At 45.0% G+C, this 16,771-nt stretch carries 18 protein-coding genes and 1 tRNA gene; 15 read left to right on the plus strand and 4 right to left on the minus strand.

The features are described 5' to 3' along the window. Positions 1–20: 20 nt before the first annotated feature. From PluTT01m_RS05930 to PluTT01m_RS05970, 10 genes are all read left to right on the plus strand, one after another. Positions 21–494 carry a hypothetical protein gene (locus PluTT01m_RS05930; RefSeq protein ID WP_011145484.1) on the plus strand — a complete coding sequence of 158 codons (474 nt, stop codon included), beginning with the start codon at positions 21–23 and terminating at the stop codon, positions 492–494. Positions 495–564: 70 nt separating this feature from the next. Next, positions 565–2,535 carry a TA system toxin CbtA family protein gene (locus PluTT01m_RS05935; RefSeq protein ID WP_041379968.1) on the plus strand — a complete coding sequence of 657 codons (1,971 nt, stop codon included), beginning with the start codon at positions 565–567 and terminating at the stop codon, positions 2,533–2,535. Between the two features lie 99 nt (positions 2,536–2,634). Then, entirely contained in the window at positions 2,635–3,546 is a 912-nt protein-coding gene (locus tag PluTT01m_RS05940) for a hypothetical protein (protein WP_011145486.1), read from the plus strand. Positions 3,547–3,611: 65 nt separating this feature from the next. Further along, positions 3,612–3,944, plus strand: coding sequence for a DUF3085 domain-containing protein (locus PluTT01m_RS05945; RefSeq protein ID WP_011145487.1), 333 nt, complete (start codon positions 3,612–3,614; stop codon positions 3,942–3,944). Positions 3,945–4,032: 88 nt separating this feature from the next. Further along, positions 4,033–4,221 carry a hypothetical protein gene (locus PluTT01m_RS05950; protein ID WP_011145488.1) on the plus strand — a complete coding sequence of 63 codons (189 nt, stop codon included), beginning with the start codon at positions 4,033–4,035 and terminating at the stop codon, positions 4,219–4,221. A gap of 129 nt (positions 4,222–4,350) precedes the next feature. Then, positions 4,351–5,271, plus strand: coding sequence for a DUF1281 domain-containing protein (locus PluTT01m_RS05955; RefSeq protein ID WP_011145489.1), 921 nt, complete (start codon positions 4,351–4,353; stop codon positions 5,269–5,271). Positions 5,272–5,418: 147 nt separating this feature from the next. Continuing rightward, positions 5,419–6,141 carry an N-6 DNA methylase gene (locus PluTT01m_RS05960; RefSeq protein WP_011145490.1) on the plus strand — a complete coding sequence of 241 codons (723 nt, stop codon included), beginning with the start codon at positions 5,419–5,421 and terminating at the stop codon, positions 6,139–6,141. A gap of 133 nt (positions 6,142–6,274) precedes the next feature. Next, positions 6,275–6,454 carry a hypothetical protein gene (locus PluTT01m_RS25530; protein WP_011145491.1) on the plus strand — a complete coding sequence of 60 codons (180 nt, stop codon included), beginning with the start codon at positions 6,275–6,277 and terminating at the stop codon, positions 6,452–6,454. Positions 6,455–6,536: 82 nt separating this feature from the next. Continuing rightward, positions 6,537–8,057: a conjugal transfer nickase/helicase domain-containing protein gene (locus PluTT01m_RS05965; protein WP_011145492.1), complete on the plus strand. Its 1,521-nt coding sequence runs from the start codon at positions 6,537–6,539 to the stop codon at positions 8,055–8,057. Positions 8,058–8,151: 94 nt separating this feature from the next. Further along, a complete protein-coding gene (locus tag PluTT01m_RS05970; protein ID WP_011145493.1) occupies positions 8,152–9,153 on the plus strand; it encodes a tyrosine-type recombinase/integrase in 1,002 nt (333 codons plus the stop codon). A 386-nt stretch (positions 9,154–9,539) separates the two neighbouring features. Here PluTT01m_RS05970 and PluTT01m_RS05975 read toward each other — a convergent pair. The 4 genes from PluTT01m_RS05975 to mutY form a co-directional block, all read right to left on the minus strand. Then, a tRNA-Phe gene (locus PluTT01m_RS05975) sits at positions 9,540–9,615 on the minus strand. 160 nt (positions 9,616–9,775) lie between these two features. Further along, on the minus strand, positions 9,776–10,849 hold the full coding sequence (mltC, locus tag PluTT01m_RS05980; RefSeq protein WP_011145494.1) for a membrane-bound lytic murein transglycosylase MltC: 1,074 nt from the start codon (positions 10,847–10,849) through the stop codon (positions 9,776–9,778). Positions 10,850–10,912: 63 nt separating this feature from the next. Continuing rightward, on the minus strand, positions 10,913–11,185 hold the full coding sequence (locus PluTT01m_RS05985) for an oxidative damage protection protein (RefSeq protein WP_011145495.1): 273 nt from the start codon (positions 11,183–11,185) through the stop codon (positions 10,913–10,915). A 30-nt stretch (positions 11,186–11,215) separates the two neighbouring features. After that, positions 11,216–12,256, minus strand: coding sequence for an A/G-specific adenine glycosylase (gene mutY / locus PluTT01m_RS05990; RefSeq protein WP_041379970.1), 1,041 nt, complete (start codon positions 12,254–12,256; stop codon positions 11,216–11,218). A 369-nt stretch (positions 12,257–12,625) separates the two neighbouring features. Here mutY and trmB point away from each other — a divergent pair, with 369 nt between their 5' ends. From trmB to PluTT01m_RS06015, 5 genes are all read left to right on the plus strand, one after another. After that, positions 12,626–13,345: a tRNA (guanosine(46)-N7)-methyltransferase TrmB gene (trmB, locus tag PluTT01m_RS05995; RefSeq protein WP_011145497.1), complete on the plus strand. Its 720-nt coding sequence runs from the start codon at positions 12,626–12,628 to the stop codon at positions 13,343–13,345. Continuing rightward, entirely contained in the window at positions 13,345–13,671 is a 327-nt protein-coding gene (locus PluTT01m_RS06000) for a YggL family protein (protein WP_011145498.1), read from the plus strand. The genes trmB and PluTT01m_RS06000 overlap by 1 nt, the downstream gene beginning before the upstream one ends. 79 nt (positions 13,672–13,750) lie before the next feature. After that, the gene (glsB, locus tag PluTT01m_RS06005; protein WP_011145499.1) at positions 13,751–14,677 is read left to right on the plus strand and encodes a glutaminase B; all 927 of its coding nucleotides are present in this window, start codon (positions 13,751–13,753) and stop codon (positions 14,675–14,677) included. 47 nt (positions 14,678–14,724) lie between these two features. Then, on the plus strand, positions 14,725–15,447 hold the full coding sequence (locus PluTT01m_RS06010) for a YggN family protein (protein ID WP_011145500.1): 723 nt from the start codon (positions 14,725–14,727) through the stop codon (positions 15,445–15,447). A 117-nt stretch (positions 15,448–15,564) separates the two neighbouring features. Further along, positions 15,565–16,515: a siderophore ABC transporter substrate-binding protein gene (locus PluTT01m_RS06015; RefSeq protein WP_011145501.1), complete on the plus strand. Its 951-nt coding sequence runs from the start codon at positions 15,565–15,567 to the stop codon at positions 16,513–16,515. Positions 16,516–16,771 lie beyond the last annotated feature (256 nt).

The raw sequence follows: 16,771 nt of genomic DNA on the forward strand, positions 1-16,771 counted from the left end.
TTACGAAAGGAGTTAACCCTATGAGTACAATGACGACTAAAGAACACATTCGGTCACCGTCCCAGTCCCTGTCCGTGCAGGCGCTGGCTGAGCCGGAAATATTCAAAAAAACCCGTAGCCGGTTTAATCAGTGGTTGCAGGCGCAATTCGACAATCACTATCACACCCTGAGAAATCACGGTTACCGTTGTTTTCTTGCTCGTCATCATCCGACCGAGCTTGAGCGTTACGATGAGGCATGTGAAGCCTTACGGCGTGAGGAATTTCACCGGTTCAGTGAGTTGCAGACGCTGGGGCTGTTCCTGTATCAACAGGTTCAGCTAAAGGAGAAGAAACTCAGGCAGCGTCGTCGTTGGCTGTTGACCGGGATAGCATTGACGTCGCTGGTGACGGGAGTATATTTGATTCTTCATGCTTATGAGGTTGATTTGTCAGCAGTTTATCACGAGCTGACTGCGTTACCGGCCAGAATAGCTCATTATTTCATGCGCTAATTATTTATCTCCAGGGGAGAGACGACTCCCTGTGGAATGGTCTCTTCCTTAATTTTAGACAGGAAAGATGATGACCATTTCTTACCTACCGGACGATATCTGCCGGTTAATAACCCGACGTCTTACAGACAGCCTGGAAAGTGGAGGGGTGCTCTGGCAGCAGCCTTGGCAAGCGGCCAGTGAGTACGGTTTGCCGCAGCATGCGCTGACCGGACAACCGTTTAGCGGTATCAATGTGCTGTTGCTCTGGCAAACTATGTTGCAGCGGCAGCTGATATCTAATCGCTGGTTAACCGGTGATGATTTAAGAGCGTTAGGCGGATGGGTGGTCAAAGGTGAAAAACCGACAACCATCGTCCGTTACCGGCCTTCAATGTCGCTGATGCGTGTGATTAATCTGGAACAATGTGAAGGACTGCCGGCAGAGCTCCAACCAGGTTGCCCTTTACCCCCCCGTCCGGCTCCCGGTTTTGCCGCTGTTCAGCAACTGGTGACGGCCAGTGGGATCCCGGTGGTTCATCGGTCAGGCATTGTGCCCGTTTACCGGTCGTTGCATGACCGTATTGAACTGCCTGGCTGTCAGGACTATGCCGAAAGTACACAATACTGGCATGATTTATTGCATCAACTGGTTCATGCCTCTGGCCATCCGTCCCGGTTAAACCGTTTTGGCCTGACAGCCCGAAGTGAGTGGGATGAAAGTCGGGAACAATGGGTGACAGCACTAGGCACCGCGTTTTTGGCTGCATTGACGGGTGTCCGGGGTAACCTGGTATATCCTGATAATACGATACTACGGGAACATGCTTTGGGCTCAGATCCGTGGTGGTTATTTCAGGCTGCTAATGATGCCCGCCGTGCAATGGATTATTTGCAAGACCGGCGACAGCAGTTACCAAGCCAGGTGGAATTGTGGCAGCAGATGGCTGCCGTATTGCTCAGTGAGCACTATGGTCTGCCGCTGAATGACACCATGCTGGAATATGATGAGGTGGTTCAGCGCCATATTGATGAGGGCATCACACCGCTGATGGCTGTCAGTGCTTTAGCCCGAATATATCACTGGGAACGGCGTGACCAGCCAGAAGGCAGGTTGTTTCCGGAAGAATTGGGGCAGGCCAGTGAGGCATTGGCGTTATTCTCCAGCCAGCCATCGTGTCTGAACTATTCTCGGATCCCGGCGACAGAACCGGCTGATACTTGTGAACCGGACAGATCATCACAATCTGAACGGTTGCTGTTACCGCCGGTGGCGTCTGATCGTAGCTGTGAAGATGAAGATAATGATCCGTCTGACGATAATGTTGTGGAACTGCCGTTGGCGGCCACTTACCGGGAACCGAATCCACATAAACAGGCTTTTATCAGACTGTTTAACCAGATTGCGCCGCATGAAAATCGCTGGCAGGTGTTCTGTGATTTTGTGCATATGGCAGCCTGTTCACTGTACAACGCGTTGTTGCAAAATGATGAATTTGAAGCGGACTATATGCAGCGGGTTAAACGTTATTCCCGTGAAGATGCATTCCGGCTGAGTCGTTTGCTGAGTGAAGTTATTATGGGGCTGGAGTATGAAGCCGGTGATTTTCTGGGAGCTGTTTTCATGGCGCTGGAATTAGGTAATGACCAGGTTGGCCAGTATTTTACGCCGTTTCCGGTCAGTCATATGATGGCCAGAATGAAGCTCGCTGAGGGCTTGGCGAGGCTGGGATCCGGAGAGCATGAATATATCACAGTGTCTGATCCGGATTGTGGCGCCGGCGGGATGATTATTGCGATGTATCAGACCATGCTGGAAGCGGGGTTTAATCCTCAGCAACAGATGTTGGCGTTTTGTGTCGATATTGACCCGGTTGCCGCGATGATGACTTATATCCAACTGTCGTTGCTGGGTGTCCCGGCCGTGGTCACGGTGGGCAATTCACTCACTCATGTCATGTCTCAGAAAATGGTGACGCCAATGTACCATTTAGGATTCTGGCAATTTAAACGTCAGCGTCAGGAAGCTGAAGATGAAATAGCGATGCGCAAGGCCAGCTGACACATATCTTTAATTCAAGTCACTATTGTGTGGCATCACATTAACCCGATAGGGGATATCCCCTACAGGGGGAACCCCGTCAATCACGAGATTTCCCTTATGTCTTTATTACGTTTTTATATCCGGCATCAATTCGTAGAACGAATGGGGCTGGAGCTGGATGACGACGCTATTTTCTGTCTGTTTAATGAAAGCCAGGGAGACTACGTCAATACCCATATAAAGTTTACCAAAGAGTTACTTTTGCCTGTCATGACTCATCTTTTGGACAGCTTATCTGAGGATCCGGCAAACCGGGCTAGATGCAGAAATAGTGAACGTATCCTGACGTTATGGATACGGGGGATGGATGCGATATCTCATGTTTATCAGGATCCGTTGCTGATGCCTTATACCCATCCGGAAAGCAGTGGTCGTGTGGATACCCTTATCCGGCCGGATACAGCCGTGTTACTGAATCTAACGGCAGAGGAATTTTTGCGTCTGACGGCGCAGGATAATCTACCGGAAGATGAACAAATTGGGCTGGAACAGTTCAGCAAAACACAAAAGTACTGGACACGTTTTATGGACTATTTGGATAAGCAGTTGACAGAAACGTGTCTGTATTGTTTTGAACGTCTGGGCCAATTTCTTCGTCACTTACAGGTTGAACCCCGTTTGATACGGCGTTTTTCCTTCTCTGTCGGTTACATTGATGTCTTCATGGGGCCACAGGATTTACACAATATTGACGCAGAGGAATTTGAGTCAGGGTATCTCGAAGACTATATCGATGAGGTCTCTGATGGACTCATGACGCCAGTCCAGTTCCAGGTTGATGTGGTATACAAAAATGGTTGTGTAATAGAGAGTTTTCGATCAGATGTAGACATTGAAAATGTTAATAACCCGACACTCAAGGATTATCGGGATGTGGTGGATGAGGCAATCACATGGGTAGATGAGCAGTTTGGGCTGAAAACCCGTTCAGTGAGCCTGTCTTCGCCAGTACAGAGGCTGGCGGCATAACTAAACTTTAACCCATTGGGGGACATGTTCCCTCAATGGGAACGTTTCTCCTCAGGAGAATGACGATGTTACTTTTTAAGGCTAAAGATCTGAAACCTGTGTTGCGGGAAGCGATAGCCCATCAGTGTGACGTGTTGCTGGTCAAGGATCAGGGCATTTATATCATGTCTGATATCGGTTCGATGCAAAACGGCAAATATCTTGTCGCTTATGCTTGCGGTTATCATCCGGAGAAGGACGAAGGCTGGTATGAACGTGCCCGGGAGGAAGCGGGCGGCGATGATTTTGCGGAAAAGCTGGGTTTCTCCATATCTACACTCAACCGGTTACTGAATGACAAATGTGATCTGAAGGTGACGCTGACAGCCACACAAATTATCACACAATTTTACCCCTGATTGCCGGGCTGCCGGCAGTTGTTTTCACCCTGACGGGCGTTATTTCCCCTCAGGGGATAATGCCCGTTTTTATTTCGGAGCGTTACTGATGAAAAAGATTAAGACCAAAACAGCCCCAAAAATTGTCCGCAAGAACAAAGTCGCCCGTCGTCATGGCAGGCGTTTCCGGCCTGATTTGTACCGGGTGATGACGGGCAGGATTATCGCGGCGTTTGGAAAAAGAAGGCGCCCTGATGTACAGGCCATAAAATTGTGGAGACCGGCTGTCCGGCTATAAATAATTCGGATAGGGCTATCCGAAAGCGGGATAGCCTTTTTTCACATCGCTGAACTTATCACTGGCCTGTGGGGGCATTACCTCCACAGGGTATGCCCTGTTTCAGGTAAAAAAAGAGGATTTTTTACTATGCCGAAGTGGTACGCTAATCGTTTGCATATCACGGGTCAACCTGACCAACTGGATGCCCTGCGACAATGGGGATTGGGAGACAGAATTCCCTATTACGGACAGGCTATCCATCAAAGTATTAAGCTGTTTGTCGCGGGCTGTGTCGGTCTCCTACAACCGACTGAAACGACAGATTTCCTGCTTTATCCGGCGCTGGTAGCGAAAGGAACAGGGGGAGACTCACCGGAAAACCGGGCGTTTGAGCAATGGCTGGCCTTGTTAAAAGAGAATGTTGCGCTTGATGAAGTCACCAGCCAACAGATTGACAGGCTATACCAACAAAGTGGTCTGGCCGAGCGAAAATGGGAGACGTTGCTCCCGACAGCGCAGAAAACCATCATGGCTTTATTTAACCAAAAGTCCTGTGACTGGTTCGGTTTGGTTGATTGGAACGGAGAACGTGACACGGAAATGCTGTGGTCTCATCTTGATGATCGGCTGACAGAGACGGTGCCTTGTGACTTGTTTCTGCTGATACCGACCCATCTTGCGAGTGAAATCAATGGATTTTGCGGCGGATTGTTAAGGGATCACGAGACAACTCATGAGTTGTATATCCGATTGTACGGTATGGCGCAGCCGCGAGGTTATGACATAGCCTGGAAGCACAATGATGATGGCAGTCTGACCGGGCATTTTGACAAAACACCCAGGGAGCCGTGGTATGAAAAAATCATAGCGCCTTTATCCAGGCAATATCACTGCCATATCACCCATTATTTTAAAGGTGCCCGTAGTTTTTGTGGTTACGATACATATCGGAATGGGCAGAGGGAAGAGGTTAGCATTGATGAACTGGAATTTGGTGAGGAAGACGGTGTCCGTAAGGTGATAGGACCGGCCTACATTCTCGGCAATATTTCACATGACGGATGTTAGTGCACTGACAGTGTTATTCCGTAGGGAAATTCCTTGGGGTGAATTGACATAAAAAACTCAGGTTTGCCTGAGTGTCTGATAACGCTACTGCCGGCGGATATTACGCCGGCGATTTACCCACAAGGGGAATATATCCCTTAGTGGGACATGTTCCCCGTTTTCCAGGAGCATGTTTTGTCTGTTTTTATTGATCATAAAAAAGCGTTTATTACCTTGTTTAATGAAACTGCCCGTTATTATTATCGTAACCGAGTATTCGATGATTTTGTACAATGTGCGGCAATTAGTCTGCATAATGCAGTCTGCCCGGACAGTAAGCTGGAGCAAGGATATCTGCAAATCATCAAACACTATAAGCCGGAAGATGCTAGCCGGTTTTCTCAACTGCTTGAACATGTCATGATGGGATTGGAATTTGAACCTCATGATTTTCTTGGCGGTGTTTTTATGCAATTGAATCTCGGCAACAAACATCTGAAGCAATTCTTTACTCCCTGGCCCATCAGCTTGGTAATGGCGAAAATGCAGTTGAGCGACGTCGAGCAACGCTTAACGAAGCAGCCCTTTTTCACCTTATATGAGCCAGCTTGTGGTGCGGGTTGTATGGTTATTGCGGCAGCGGAAGTGTTGAAAATGTCAGGTTATAATCCTGCTCAGCATATGTGGGTATCCTGTGTGGATATTGATGTCGTGGCGGCTTCGATGGCCTATATCCAGCTTTCTCTATTGGGGATACCTGGGGAGGTGGTGATAGGTGATGCCCTGACGAATGAACGTCATCGGGTCATGTATACTCCGGTACATTGGCTGGGAAACTGGCCTTGTCGTCTCAGGAAAAATCGTCAGCAGTATGAGGTTCAAACGGTTTGAGACACTTGATTAAGCCAATTCCGGCTCTTGGGCCGGAGTTTTTATCCAACAGGACGGAGAGGCAAAATAAACCAACTGAGGTTATTGGGTTCATCCCTGACGTGTTTTAGTCGGAATCGATAGTGCTTCCCAGATGCACTGGACACATTCTATTTTCCTCTTTAATCCTTTCTTGCATGATCCATCATTGAATAAAGTTCTTGCCTTTTGTACTTATCGTAGCGAATTCAACGAAATAACCGGATACACGCTTCGTTTACCCGTGACTGAATTGGAAACGTTTGAATCATTGCGTGCTGTTTTCATCGATTAATTTTTATTCCCGGAAAAAGAGTTTTGCCTTGTCCCTGTCAGAGGATGTATTAGGGTTTTAGGAAAAATAGGGGAGATTAATCGTGTTGAAAAAAATTAAAATCCTGCTGGCAGGAGCATCCACAGGAAAAAAGCCACTTCCACAATCCGCCGCCATCCCACAAACGGTCAAAGCAGGCTACTTTTTGCCGTCTGAGTCCAGGCTATTGCTGGATACTTCCCGGCGACGACAATATTTACAGTGTCTGTGGGACAATAGCACATTATCCAAAACACGCTATCAGACGCTGTGGCTGGCCCCATTACATGAGTGTGTGGCATTGATGCAACAACTTCCGGCGGCACCGCAGGGACCTTATGCCCGTTTGGGCGGATTAATTGATGTGACGTTGCAATGTACTGCATTTGCCGTACGTCTGGCGAAAGGGCAGATGTTACCGCCGGGTGTGGCACCTGAGACGCAGGCAGCACAAAGTGTGATATGGAACACGGTGGTGTTTTACGCTGCGTTATTTCATTTTTTACCTGTTTTGGCAAAGTTTGAGGGCGAACTGGATGAAGGCCAACCTTGGTACCCAGGGCTGGCTGTGCCGCAGGGGGCGTATCGTTTCCGGTTCAAAACTTCCTCAGTGGAGACGATGGTTGCCTGTCATTTTGGGGTGTTACTTGCCGGGCGATTGCTGCCGGCTAAGGCATTGACCTGGCTGGCGTCGGTACCTGATGCCTTGCCTTCGCTGTTTTGTATTCTATCCGGTGAGATGAAGAAAGATAACGCAATAAATCAGATAATGACAGAAGCTTTGAATAAAGCCGGTGCACCGACAATATCAGAAGTATTATCTGTCATGGCTGCATCACCGCAAGTTATTGTTTCAGGAAATCCCGATGTTTCTGCTACGCCTTTATCAACCGCAATGGAAAATGTTCTGCCCTCTCAGATACGGCAGGAAGATAACACGATGACTAAAATTGTTTCATCAGCCGTGAAGTCTGTTGATGAGCCTCTCTTTACTGCTATGACAGTCACGCCGGAGAAGGGGAGGCAACCGGATGGAAGCACGCAGCAGCTATTGTCATTAATGGGGATGAATGTTGTCACCACAGTCACAGAACAAGTTATGGTGAGTGAAGCGGAAATCGCACCGCCATACACGTCAATACCTTCACAACACGCTGTTCAGACAACATGGCAGAATCATGAAAATGCTATTGAGACATCCTGTATTGGAGAGCAGTTCTGGGACTGGTTGTCCGTTGGCTTAATGCATGGGGGTATGAGTATTAATACGCCGAAAGCCCGGATACATTTGGTTGGCGGCTTTGTGTTTGTGAGTGCGCCGGCTATTTTCTTTCAGTTTCTTAGTGAGAAAAAACAGGCTGATGGCAAAGAGGTTAGCCAAAAATGGAAACGGGTACAAACCGCATTTGAGCGGCTGGGACGACATCGAATAAGTAGTGGAAAGTGTTTTTGTTGTTGTCATCTTTATGATTCTGCCGATCGGATTGGCTCCTATCAACGTGTTCATGGCTACTTAATCAAAAGTACTTTGCTTTACCGTGGTAGTCCTGTACCCGAGGATAGCCCTTTTCTAATGATTTCCTGAGAAAGTATCTTTAATAACAATGTGTTATAATAACCATGCGTTATTTTTCGCGCCCCGCAATGGGTTTTTAAATTGATGAAGTGAGGAAGTAGAGATGGACAGTATGACCTGGGATAACCTGCTGGATGAATATTTTTTTGCCAAAATCTTGCGACCGGCTACTGAGTCGAGTTATCGCAAGGTGGTGAATACATTCCAGGTGTTTGCAGGTGCCGACAATCGGCCTGCTCAGGTAACCCGACAGCAGGTCCTGGCGTGGCGCAGATATGTATTGCATCAGCGCGGACTGAAAGGCGTGACCTGGAACAGTAAGATTGCGCATATGCGGTCAGTGTTTAATTTGGCGATAGAAGAAAAAATACTGCCCCAAACGGAAAACCCATTTATTGGTGTAGAGGTTAATGAGAACAAAAATAAAAAGAAAACATTGACCAAAAAACAACTGACAACCTTGTATCTCACGATGGGGCAATTTGAAGAGCGGGAACGACGGACAGGGGATAATCATCGTGCCCGCTGTGCATTATATCCGACCTGGTACTGGCTGACGGTATTGGATACGTTGCGTTATACCGGGATGCGGCAAAATCAGTTATTACATATCCGGCTCGGGGATATTGACCTGGATGAGCGCCGGATTATTCTTTGCTCTGAGGGGAGTAAGAACCATTATGAACACCAGGTGCCGGTGGTGAAATGGTTGTATCCGCGGCTGGAGATTTTGCTGGAACGTGCGCAAGCCGCTGGGGCAAAACCCAGTGATCCCCTGTTCTGTGTGAACTATTTTACCGCCAAAACAGACAGAGGAAGTGAAACTGATCAATTACAGACGATAAAGTCATTCTTTCGTCGTTTGTCAAAGGAGTGTGGATTTGATGTGGGCCCCCACCGTTTCCGGCATACTTTGGCAACTGAACTGATGAAAGCGCCTGATCGTAATTTGCAAATGGTGCGCGGATTACTGGGCCATCGCAGTATTGCCACGACGATGGAATATATTGATATCAATCTGGATATTGCCGGGCGTGCGCTGGAGCGTGAATTAATGCTTTATATCGATGTTGAACCAGAGAGAGGCGAAGTATTAATCAGATAAAACAGAATATTCCCGCTGTTGCCTGAGTCTGTCTTTTTCTACATAAATCATTCCCTGTCGCAAGATAGGGAATTTTTTTGAGCTGATACAATCACTCATAATTAAATTTCTTCTGATCAATGAGGAAAGTTGAGTAACCAACATACAACATCGTGTTAATTAATTCATTGATTTTGGTTTGGATGGCTTGACAGCTGCAATAGAACTTGTAAGTATTGCATTAAAGCACGAAAAGGACACCTAAGTTCTTAGGCATCCTAGCTTGGTAACCCTTATGTTCAGTTCAATATCGAAATACTGAAAAGCTAAACTAGCCAAAGTCATACATTCGGGTTCTTGTATTGGTCGCCCGTTAAGTTTTTATCTCCCAACAAGCGCACTTTGAATGGTGCCCGGAGGCGGAATCGAACCACCGACACGAGGATTTTCAATCCTCTGCTCTACCGACTGAGCTATCCGGGCAACGGGGCGCATTAAACCGTATTCGGTAGAGCCCGTCAATAGATTTCTTTGGAAATAGTGATTTATGCTTTGAAATTATTCGATTAGCTAGAAATATAAGCAAAATAATAACGGAGAGTAGAAAAGTTGCTCTCCGTTATTTTCTTAATATTTTAATGTCTTAATGATGATAGCCTTTCTGGGCAGTATTGACTTTCATCAGATAACGACGTGATTCTGCCGATGGATGTTTGGTTGTCAGGGTTTCATAAACATCACCCGGAGCCATTTTATTAATAATTTGAGCCGCTTTTTTCTTATCGCTGGAAAATACCCGTAATACACTACCTGCACCACCGTTGTAAGCCGTTATTACTGCGTAGCGGCGAGATGTTGCATTAGTGATGTCAACCAGATAACTGTTTTGTAATATCGATAAATATGCAGTGCCGGCATCGATGTTATTTTCTGGATCAAATAGATAACTACGGCTCGGTTGCCCTGATTTACCTTTCATTTTAAAAACATCACGGCCAGCAGTATGTTGTACAACTTGCATCAATCCAAGTGCATCAGAACGGCTGACTGCATAGGGGTTGAAGCTGGATTCTATTTGCATAATGGCCAAAATCAGGGATTCGTCTATGCCATATTTAATGGAAGCTTGACGAATCAGTGGCAGATATTTATGAGCACGTTTGTCCAAATGGTTTGGTACCAGTTGTATAGTGACAGACCAAATGACATGTAAACCGGATTGGCGTTTTTGTAATTTATTGGCAATCAGATAATCTGCAAAGTGTGTTGCTCGCCATTCCCAACGAATCGGTTGGCCATTATTGTCCATAACTTGTCCATAAAGGAAAGGTTCTTTACTGATCTGAATATCGTTAGTATCAGAATAAAGATCAACTGAACCTGGATCATCACCCATTAATAAGGTCGTGATAATGGCCTTGCGTAAATAGGTTGTAGGGTCAATTGGAGAAATTGTTTCAATTGTGATCGTTCCAGCTTCAAAATTGATATGGCTGCGGGTCCGGTATTGATCGGTATATTTAACGTAATCCTTCGGGCCTGCAATTAATACTTCATGCAACCCCCAAATGTTCTCAATGTTATGAGCAAACTGGCCCATCAAAATATCAAAACCATTGGTATCTTTTATATATTCTTCGCGGTATTCACTATTTTTGTTGCTGGTACAGGAAATAAGAATTGGGGCAATAACAAACAACGCTAACAGTTTTTTCATCTTACATTGCCATCTGGTGTTGAATACAACATCAGAGCCACGGGCTCTGATGAAAGCTAAATATTATTTTTCTGGTGGGGTATATCCATCAATTTGAATATCATGACCTTCGAACAGGAATTTAGTCATTTCCTGTTCAAGCAATTTACGATCTTCCGGGTTCATGGTGCTGAGTTTTTTCTCATTGATCAGCATGGTTTGTTTGCTCATCCATTGTCTCCACGCTTCTTTGGAAATTTCATTGAAAATGCGTTTGCCCAATTCGCCCGGATAAAGCTGAAAATCCAGCCCTTCGGCTTCGCGTTGTAAGAAAGTACAAAAAACAGTTCTGTTCATAATAAATCCTCAAAATAGTGGGTAGGGGATTCAGCCCAGTTGTTGTAATAGATATTCAACTGGTGCTGCCAGCCCAACAGTTGCGGGTTGCTGTAAGTTATACCAAAGTCCTTTATTTTCATCCATGCAGGTAGTGAAAGATAAAATATTTATTTTTATCGGCACAATATCTAGATGAAAATGGCTAAATGTGTGGCGGAATGCGGTGAGTTGTTCGTGTTTACTGTGAGAAATGCCTGATTGTTCTAACCAGCCATTTAGTAAATCCATGCTCTCAAACTGAGGAAACGCAAACAAACCACCCCAGATCCCCGTTGGTGGGCGCTGTTCTAGCCAGACAGAATCATTATTTTGCATCAGCAAGAAATAAGCTGTTTTTTCAGGAATGCTCTGTTTAGGTTTTTTACCGGGATATTTTGTCCAGCTATGGTTAGCGTAAGCGATACATCCTTGATTTAATGGGCAGATTTCACATTTCGGCTTGCTGCGAGTGCAAACCATTGCGCCTAAGTCCATCATCGCCTGATTAAAATATTCTACCTCTTGCGCTGGCGTTACATTGGTGCTGATTTGCCAGAGGCAGCTTTCAACCTCTTTTTTACCCGGCCAACCTTCCACGGCATAACAGCGGGCCAATACCCGTTTAACGTTGCCATCAAGAATTGGGAAATGTTTACCTTGAGAAAGTGAAAGGATTGCACCTGCTGTCGAACGACCAACGCCAGGTAGGGCGACAACATCTTCAAAAGTTGTCGGGAATTTACCTTGGTGCCGCTCCACAACCTGCTGTGCTGCTTTATGTAAATTACGAGCGCGAGCGTAGTAACCAAGGCCGGTCCATAAATGAAGGACTTCATCAAGGGGGGCTGCGGCAAGTGAAGTTATATCGGGAAAACGTGAAATAAAGCGCTGAAAATAGGGAATGACCGTCGCAACCTGAGTTTGTTGCAACATCACTTCTGAAAGCCAGACGTGGTAAGAGGTCTTTTCCAATTGCCAAGGCAGGGTTTTACGACCGTAACGATGGTACCAATCCAGTACCACTGTGGAGAATTGCTTTGCTTCCATCATTTGGATAATTGTCTTTAGGGAAAATCAGTGTTTCGTGAATAGGATTGCAACATAGTGTAACCTCGCTGTAAACCGGAACTTTGTTTTCGCAGTGCTACGCAATTTAGTATTAAAATTGTACTTATCACTATCGGACTTGCTAAAATCGCCCATCTTTGGATAATGCGCTCTCTTTTATACCCTATGGATTTCAAGATGCATTGCGACGGCAAGGGAACGAACCCCCGGGAGCATGGATAACGATGTGACCGGGGTGAGTGAATGCAGCCAACAAAAATAGGCAACTTGAAAGATGACGGGGATAGGTGGTTTGCTGGTAAAGCAGCCATGAACGGCTGAATAAATGCCTTTAAAACTGACAGAAATACCATGATAAATAACGTAATTTCGCCGGAATTTGATGAAAATGGCAGGGCGTTGCGCCGTGTTAGGAGTTTTGTTCGTCGTCAGGGCCGGTTAACTAATCGTCAGCAACAAGCGCTTGATAATCTCTGGCCAAAAATAGGTGTTGAGTATCAGGCAGAAAAACTGGAGCTGGGAGCACTTTTTGGGCGAGAAGCCCCTGTGGTGCTGGAAATTGGCTTTGGTATGGGGGCATCACTTGTCACAATGGCAAGTCAGAATCCAGAAAAAGACTTTCTTGGAATTGAAGTTCATGTGCCTGGTGTCGGTGCTTGTCTGGCTTCCGCTGAAGATGAAAATATCGGTAACTTGCGGGTGATGTGCCATGATGCGATTGAAGTGCTGGAAAACATGATCCCGGATAATCGTTTGGAAATGGTCCAGCTTTTCTTTCCGGATCCGTGGCATAAAGTACGTCATAATAAACGCAGGATTGTACAGCCACCATTTGCGGAACTGATAAAAAGCAAGTTGAAAGTAGGGGGCGTATTCCATATGGCGACTGACTGGCAGCCATATGCTGAGCATATGTTGGAAGTGATGAATGGCGTAGATAATTACCTTAATTTGTCCGAAAATGGTGATTATGTGCCGCGTCCATCTTCACGCCCGATAACGAAATTTGAATTGCGCGGTCAGCGGTTGGGGCATGGCGTATGGGACATCATGTTTAAGAGGATTAAGTAATGGCTAAAAACCGCAGTCGTCGTTTGCGTAAAAAGATGCATATTGATGAATTTAAAGAGTTGGGTTTTTCTGTTAAGTGGAATTTCCCGTCTAATACACCGATAGATGTTATCGATAGCACTGTTGATGCATTTATTGATGAGCTGATTGAATCCAATGGCTTAGCATTGGATGCCAGCGGTTATCTGGATTGGGAAGGCTTAATCTGTTTGCAAAAAATTGGTATGTGTACAGAAGAACACCGCCAATTGGTTGAAAAATGGCTGAAAGATCGCGGTATGGAAGATGTCATGACCTCTGAATTGTTTGATGTTTGGTGGGATTGATTAATCTATAAAATATCTTGCATGAATCACAACAGGGGTAGCTGGTGATTAATTAGTGCCCCTGTCTGGAGTAAAATCAGTGAGTACAACGTTCTCTAATACGTTATTGTCGGATATTTTGCGACAAGTTCGTCCCCTGATTGGCCAAGGGAAAGTGGCAAATTATATTCCTGCACTGGCGGAGGTTCCTGCTGATAACTTGGCAATAGCTATCTGTACTATTGATGGGCAGATATTTCATGCAGGAGATGCTGAGAAGCGTTTTTCGATTCAATCTATTTCTAAAATATTAAGTCTGACTTTAGCCATGACACGTTATCAGGAACAAGAGATCTGGCAGCGGGTCGGGCAGGAACCTTCTGGTCAGCCATTTAACTCATTAGTTCAGTTGGAACTGGAAAAAGGCAAACCCCGTAACCCTTTTGTTAACGCGGGTGCATTAATTGTCTGTGACATGTTGCAGTCGCGATTGAGTGCACCTAAACAGCGTATGCTGGAAGTGGTGCGCAAACTTGCTGGTTGTCCTGATATTTGTTACGACAGCAAAGTTGCCCGTTCTGAAATGGAACATTCTCACCGCAATGCAGCGATTGCCTATCTGATGAAATCCTTCGGTAATTTCGATAACGATGTGCTCGCGGTACTGCAAACTTATTTTCATTATTGCGCTTTGAAAATGAACTGTATTGAGCTTGCTAAATGTTTCATTTATTTGGCGAATCAAGGGAGTACGATAGGTTCTGAGCAGCAAATCCTTAGTCCTCGTCAGGCCCGGCAGATTAATGCACTGATGATGACCTGTGGTATGTATGATGGTTCCGGTGAATTTGCATTCAGGATTGGTATGCCAGGAAAATCGGGCGTTGGTGGTGGGATCGTGTGTGTCGTGCCGGGAGAGTTTACTGTTACTGTTTGGTCACCGGAATTGGATCGATCGGGGAACTCTTTGGCCGGTTGTGCTGCCCTAGAATTGTTAGCTGATCGTGTTGGGCGATCCGTTTTTTAACTCTCAATCCATTTTTTAATTCTCAGGTGATTTTCTTAGGAGAAAACATGTTACGCAAAATTATCATTGCTGCATCTTTGCTATTTGTTGCTCAGACTCAAGCTGGTTATGAATGCCAGGTAAATCCACAGAATGACATTATTATTACTTCTCAATCAGTTCAAGTTGTGGGGGCAAGTGGCAATCTCCAGATTTCACCTGATGGTTCAGTAATTCGTGATGGTAAGAACTTAAGTTTAAATACAGAACAGCGTCAGAAAGCACAGCGATATCAGCGGGCTTTGCGGCAGGATTTGCCTTGGATTAAACAAGAAACCGGAAAACATCTGATAACGGCGCGTAAATCCTTGGATAAAGTAGTAGTAGAGACTATCGGCAAGGATAGCAATGTGCGTCATCGGTTGTCCGATCTTGAGTCAGGGCTTAATCAGCAAATAAACCGAATTATTGAAACTCGTTCTGATGGTATGGCATTCCACCATCAAGCGATTAAGCTGGTTGAAAAAGATAGCCGTAGCTTAATTGAGCAAAGTCTTGGTGGAGTATTACAGGACAGTATTAATGAGATTGGCAATAAACAATTTAGCCTGAATGGTGATAATAATCAGGCACTACAATCTTTGCTTGGTAGTTTGGGGGGATTGCAGAATAATTTGAAAGCTGAATGGCGGACTCAGGAGGAAGATTTCCAGCGTTTTGGCAAAGAGGTTTGCGGTAAGGTCAGTGGCCTTGAGCAACAACGAATTGAATTACTGAATTCTATTAAATAGTTGCTAATAATCACAAATAAGAATCAATTTGAAATTGATTCTTATTTAGATTGACATATTTTTTTCGCTACCTAGAATGCAAATGCTTACTAAATATTCTTTCTTGGAGTGCAATATATGAAAAAGATCATCCCTGTCGTTCTGGTATCGTTATTTGCTGTTGCAAGCCATTCCGCATTTAGTCAGAAATCTGCTGTATTTACACCAAATGTTGTTACAGCTCAGGCTGATGATAAGGTTATAGTTAAGCACCTTTCCGGTGAAACTGAGGTCAAAAAAAATCCTCAGAAAGTTGTTTCATTTGATTTCGGCACTTATGATTCATTAGTTAAATTAGGTTTATCAGATAGGGTTGTGGCATTACCTACAGGTAATACGCCTGAATATCTCCGTAATAGCTTACCTAAAGAGGTAGAAAATGCAGGAGGAATGAAAGAGCCTAATCTGGAAAAACTGGCGCAGCTTAAACCTGATTTGATCGTTATTACCGGCCGTCAAGGTTCTTTCTATGAAAATCTGTCAAAAATAGCACCGACAATTAATTTGGGAACTGATAGCAAAAATTATCTGGTTTCGGTTGAAAGTAACATAACATTATTAGGTGAATTATTTAGTAAACAGAGTGAAGTGAAAGACCAAATTGTTGAGTTGGAGAAAACCATTGTTAAAGCTCAGGATAAAGCTAAATCTGCTGATGCAAAAGTTTTAGTATTGTTACATAACGCAGATAAACTAATGCTGAATAACCAGAGTGTCGTGTATGACGTGGTTAAGGCACAGAAAGCGGAATTAGCTATTCCTGCTGGTGAAGATAAAACCAAACGCGTTGTAGTGACTTCTGACATGATTGCTCAAGCTAATCCAGATGTAATTTTAATTATTGACCGCAGTGAAGCAATTGGTGCTGGTAAGCTAGATAAAGCGAAGTTTGAAGATGATAAAGTGAAATCTACTTCAGCGTACAAGAATGGCAAAATTACTTATCTGAAGTCTGATCTGTGGTATTTGTCTGGCGGTGGTTTGGAGAGCCTGTCAGCACAAGTTAATGCTGTAGCTGATGCCCTTTAATCAGGTCATGCGCCATTTTGAATTTGAATAGTTGTTGAAGTTTCACAATGGATTGTTTTAGATTTGGTCTGACAGTTATCGGTTATTTTATGCTGGTGGCTGTCAGGTTTGGTCTGAGCTATACCCTATGGATTTCAAGATGGATCGCGACGACAAGGGAGCGAATCCCCGGGAGCATAGGGTAACTATGTGACCTAGGTGAGTGAGTGCAGCCAACAAAGAGGCAACTTGAAAGATAACGGGTATATGAATAATT

It is taken from the genome of Photorhabdus laumondii subsp. laumondii, assembly GCF_003343245.1.
Classification (GTDB): domain Bacteria; phylum Pseudomonadota; class Gammaproteobacteria; order Enterobacterales; family Enterobacteriaceae; genus Photorhabdus; species Photorhabdus laumondii.

What these genes read in the sequence shown, in the direction of transcription:
- PluTT01m_RS05970 (WP_011145493.1), top strand. Translation starts at nt 8,152, where the DNA reads ATGGACAGTATGACCTGGGATAACCTGCTGGATGAATATTTTTTTGCC.
- PluTT01m_RS05930 (WP_011145484.1), top strand. Translation starts at nt 21, where the DNA reads ATGAGTACAATGACGACTAAAGAACACATTCGGTCACCGTCCCAGTCC.
- PluTT01m_RS05940 (WP_011145486.1), top strand. Translation starts at nt 2,635, where the DNA reads ATGTCTTTATTACGTTTTTATATCCGGCATCAATTCGTAGAACGAATG.
- PluTT01m_RS06000 (WP_011145498.1), top strand. Translation starts at nt 13,345, where the DNA reads ATGGCTAAAAACCGCAGTCGTCGTTTGCGTAAAAAGATGCATATTGAT.
- PluTT01m_RS06015 (WP_011145501.1), top strand. Translation starts at nt 15,565, where the DNA reads ATGAAAAAGATCATCCCTGTCGTTCTGGTATCGTTATTTGCTGTTGCA.
- PluTT01m_RS05945 (WP_011145487.1), top strand. Translation starts at nt 3,612, where the DNA reads ATGTTACTTTTTAAGGCTAAAGATCTGAAACCTGTGTTGCGGGAAGCG.
- PluTT01m_RS25530 (WP_011145491.1), top strand. Translation starts at nt 6,275, where the DNA reads ATGCACTGGACACATTCTATTTTCCTCTTTAATCCTTTCTTGCATGAT.
- PluTT01m_RS05985 (WP_011145495.1), bottom strand. Translation starts at nt 11,185, where the DNA reads ATGAACAGAACTGTTTTTTGTACTTTCTTACAACGCGAAGCCGAAGGG.
- trmB (WP_011145497.1), top strand. Translation starts at nt 12,626, where the DNA reads ATGATAAATAACGTAATTTCGCCGGAATTTGATGAAAATGGCAGGGCG.
- PluTT01m_RS05950 (WP_011145488.1), top strand. Translation starts at nt 4,033, where the DNA reads ATGAAAAAGATTAAGACCAAAACAGCCCCAAAAATTGTCCGCAAGAAC.
- PluTT01m_RS05955 (WP_011145489.1), top strand. Translation starts at nt 4,351, where the DNA reads ATGCCGAAGTGGTACGCTAATCGTTTGCATATCACGGGTCAACCTGAC.
- PluTT01m_RS05935 (WP_041379968.1), top strand. Translation starts at nt 565, where the DNA reads ATGACCATTTCTTACCTACCGGACGATATCTGCCGGTTAATAACCCGA.
- PluTT01m_RS05960 (WP_011145490.1), top strand. Translation starts at nt 5,419, where the DNA reads ATGTTCCCCGTTTTCCAGGAGCATGTTTTGTCTGTTTTTATTGATCAT.
- PluTT01m_RS06010 (WP_011145500.1), top strand. Translation starts at nt 14,725, where the DNA reads ATGTTACGCAAAATTATCATTGCTGCATCTTTGCTATTTGTTGCTCAG.
- mltC (WP_011145494.1), bottom strand. Translation starts at nt 10,849, where the DNA reads ATGAAAAAACTGTTAGCGTTGTTTGTTATTGCCCCAATTCTTATTTCC.
- mutY (WP_041379970.1), bottom strand. Translation starts at nt 12,256, where the DNA reads ATGATGGAAGCAAAGCAATTCTCCACAGTGGTACTGGATTGGTACCAT.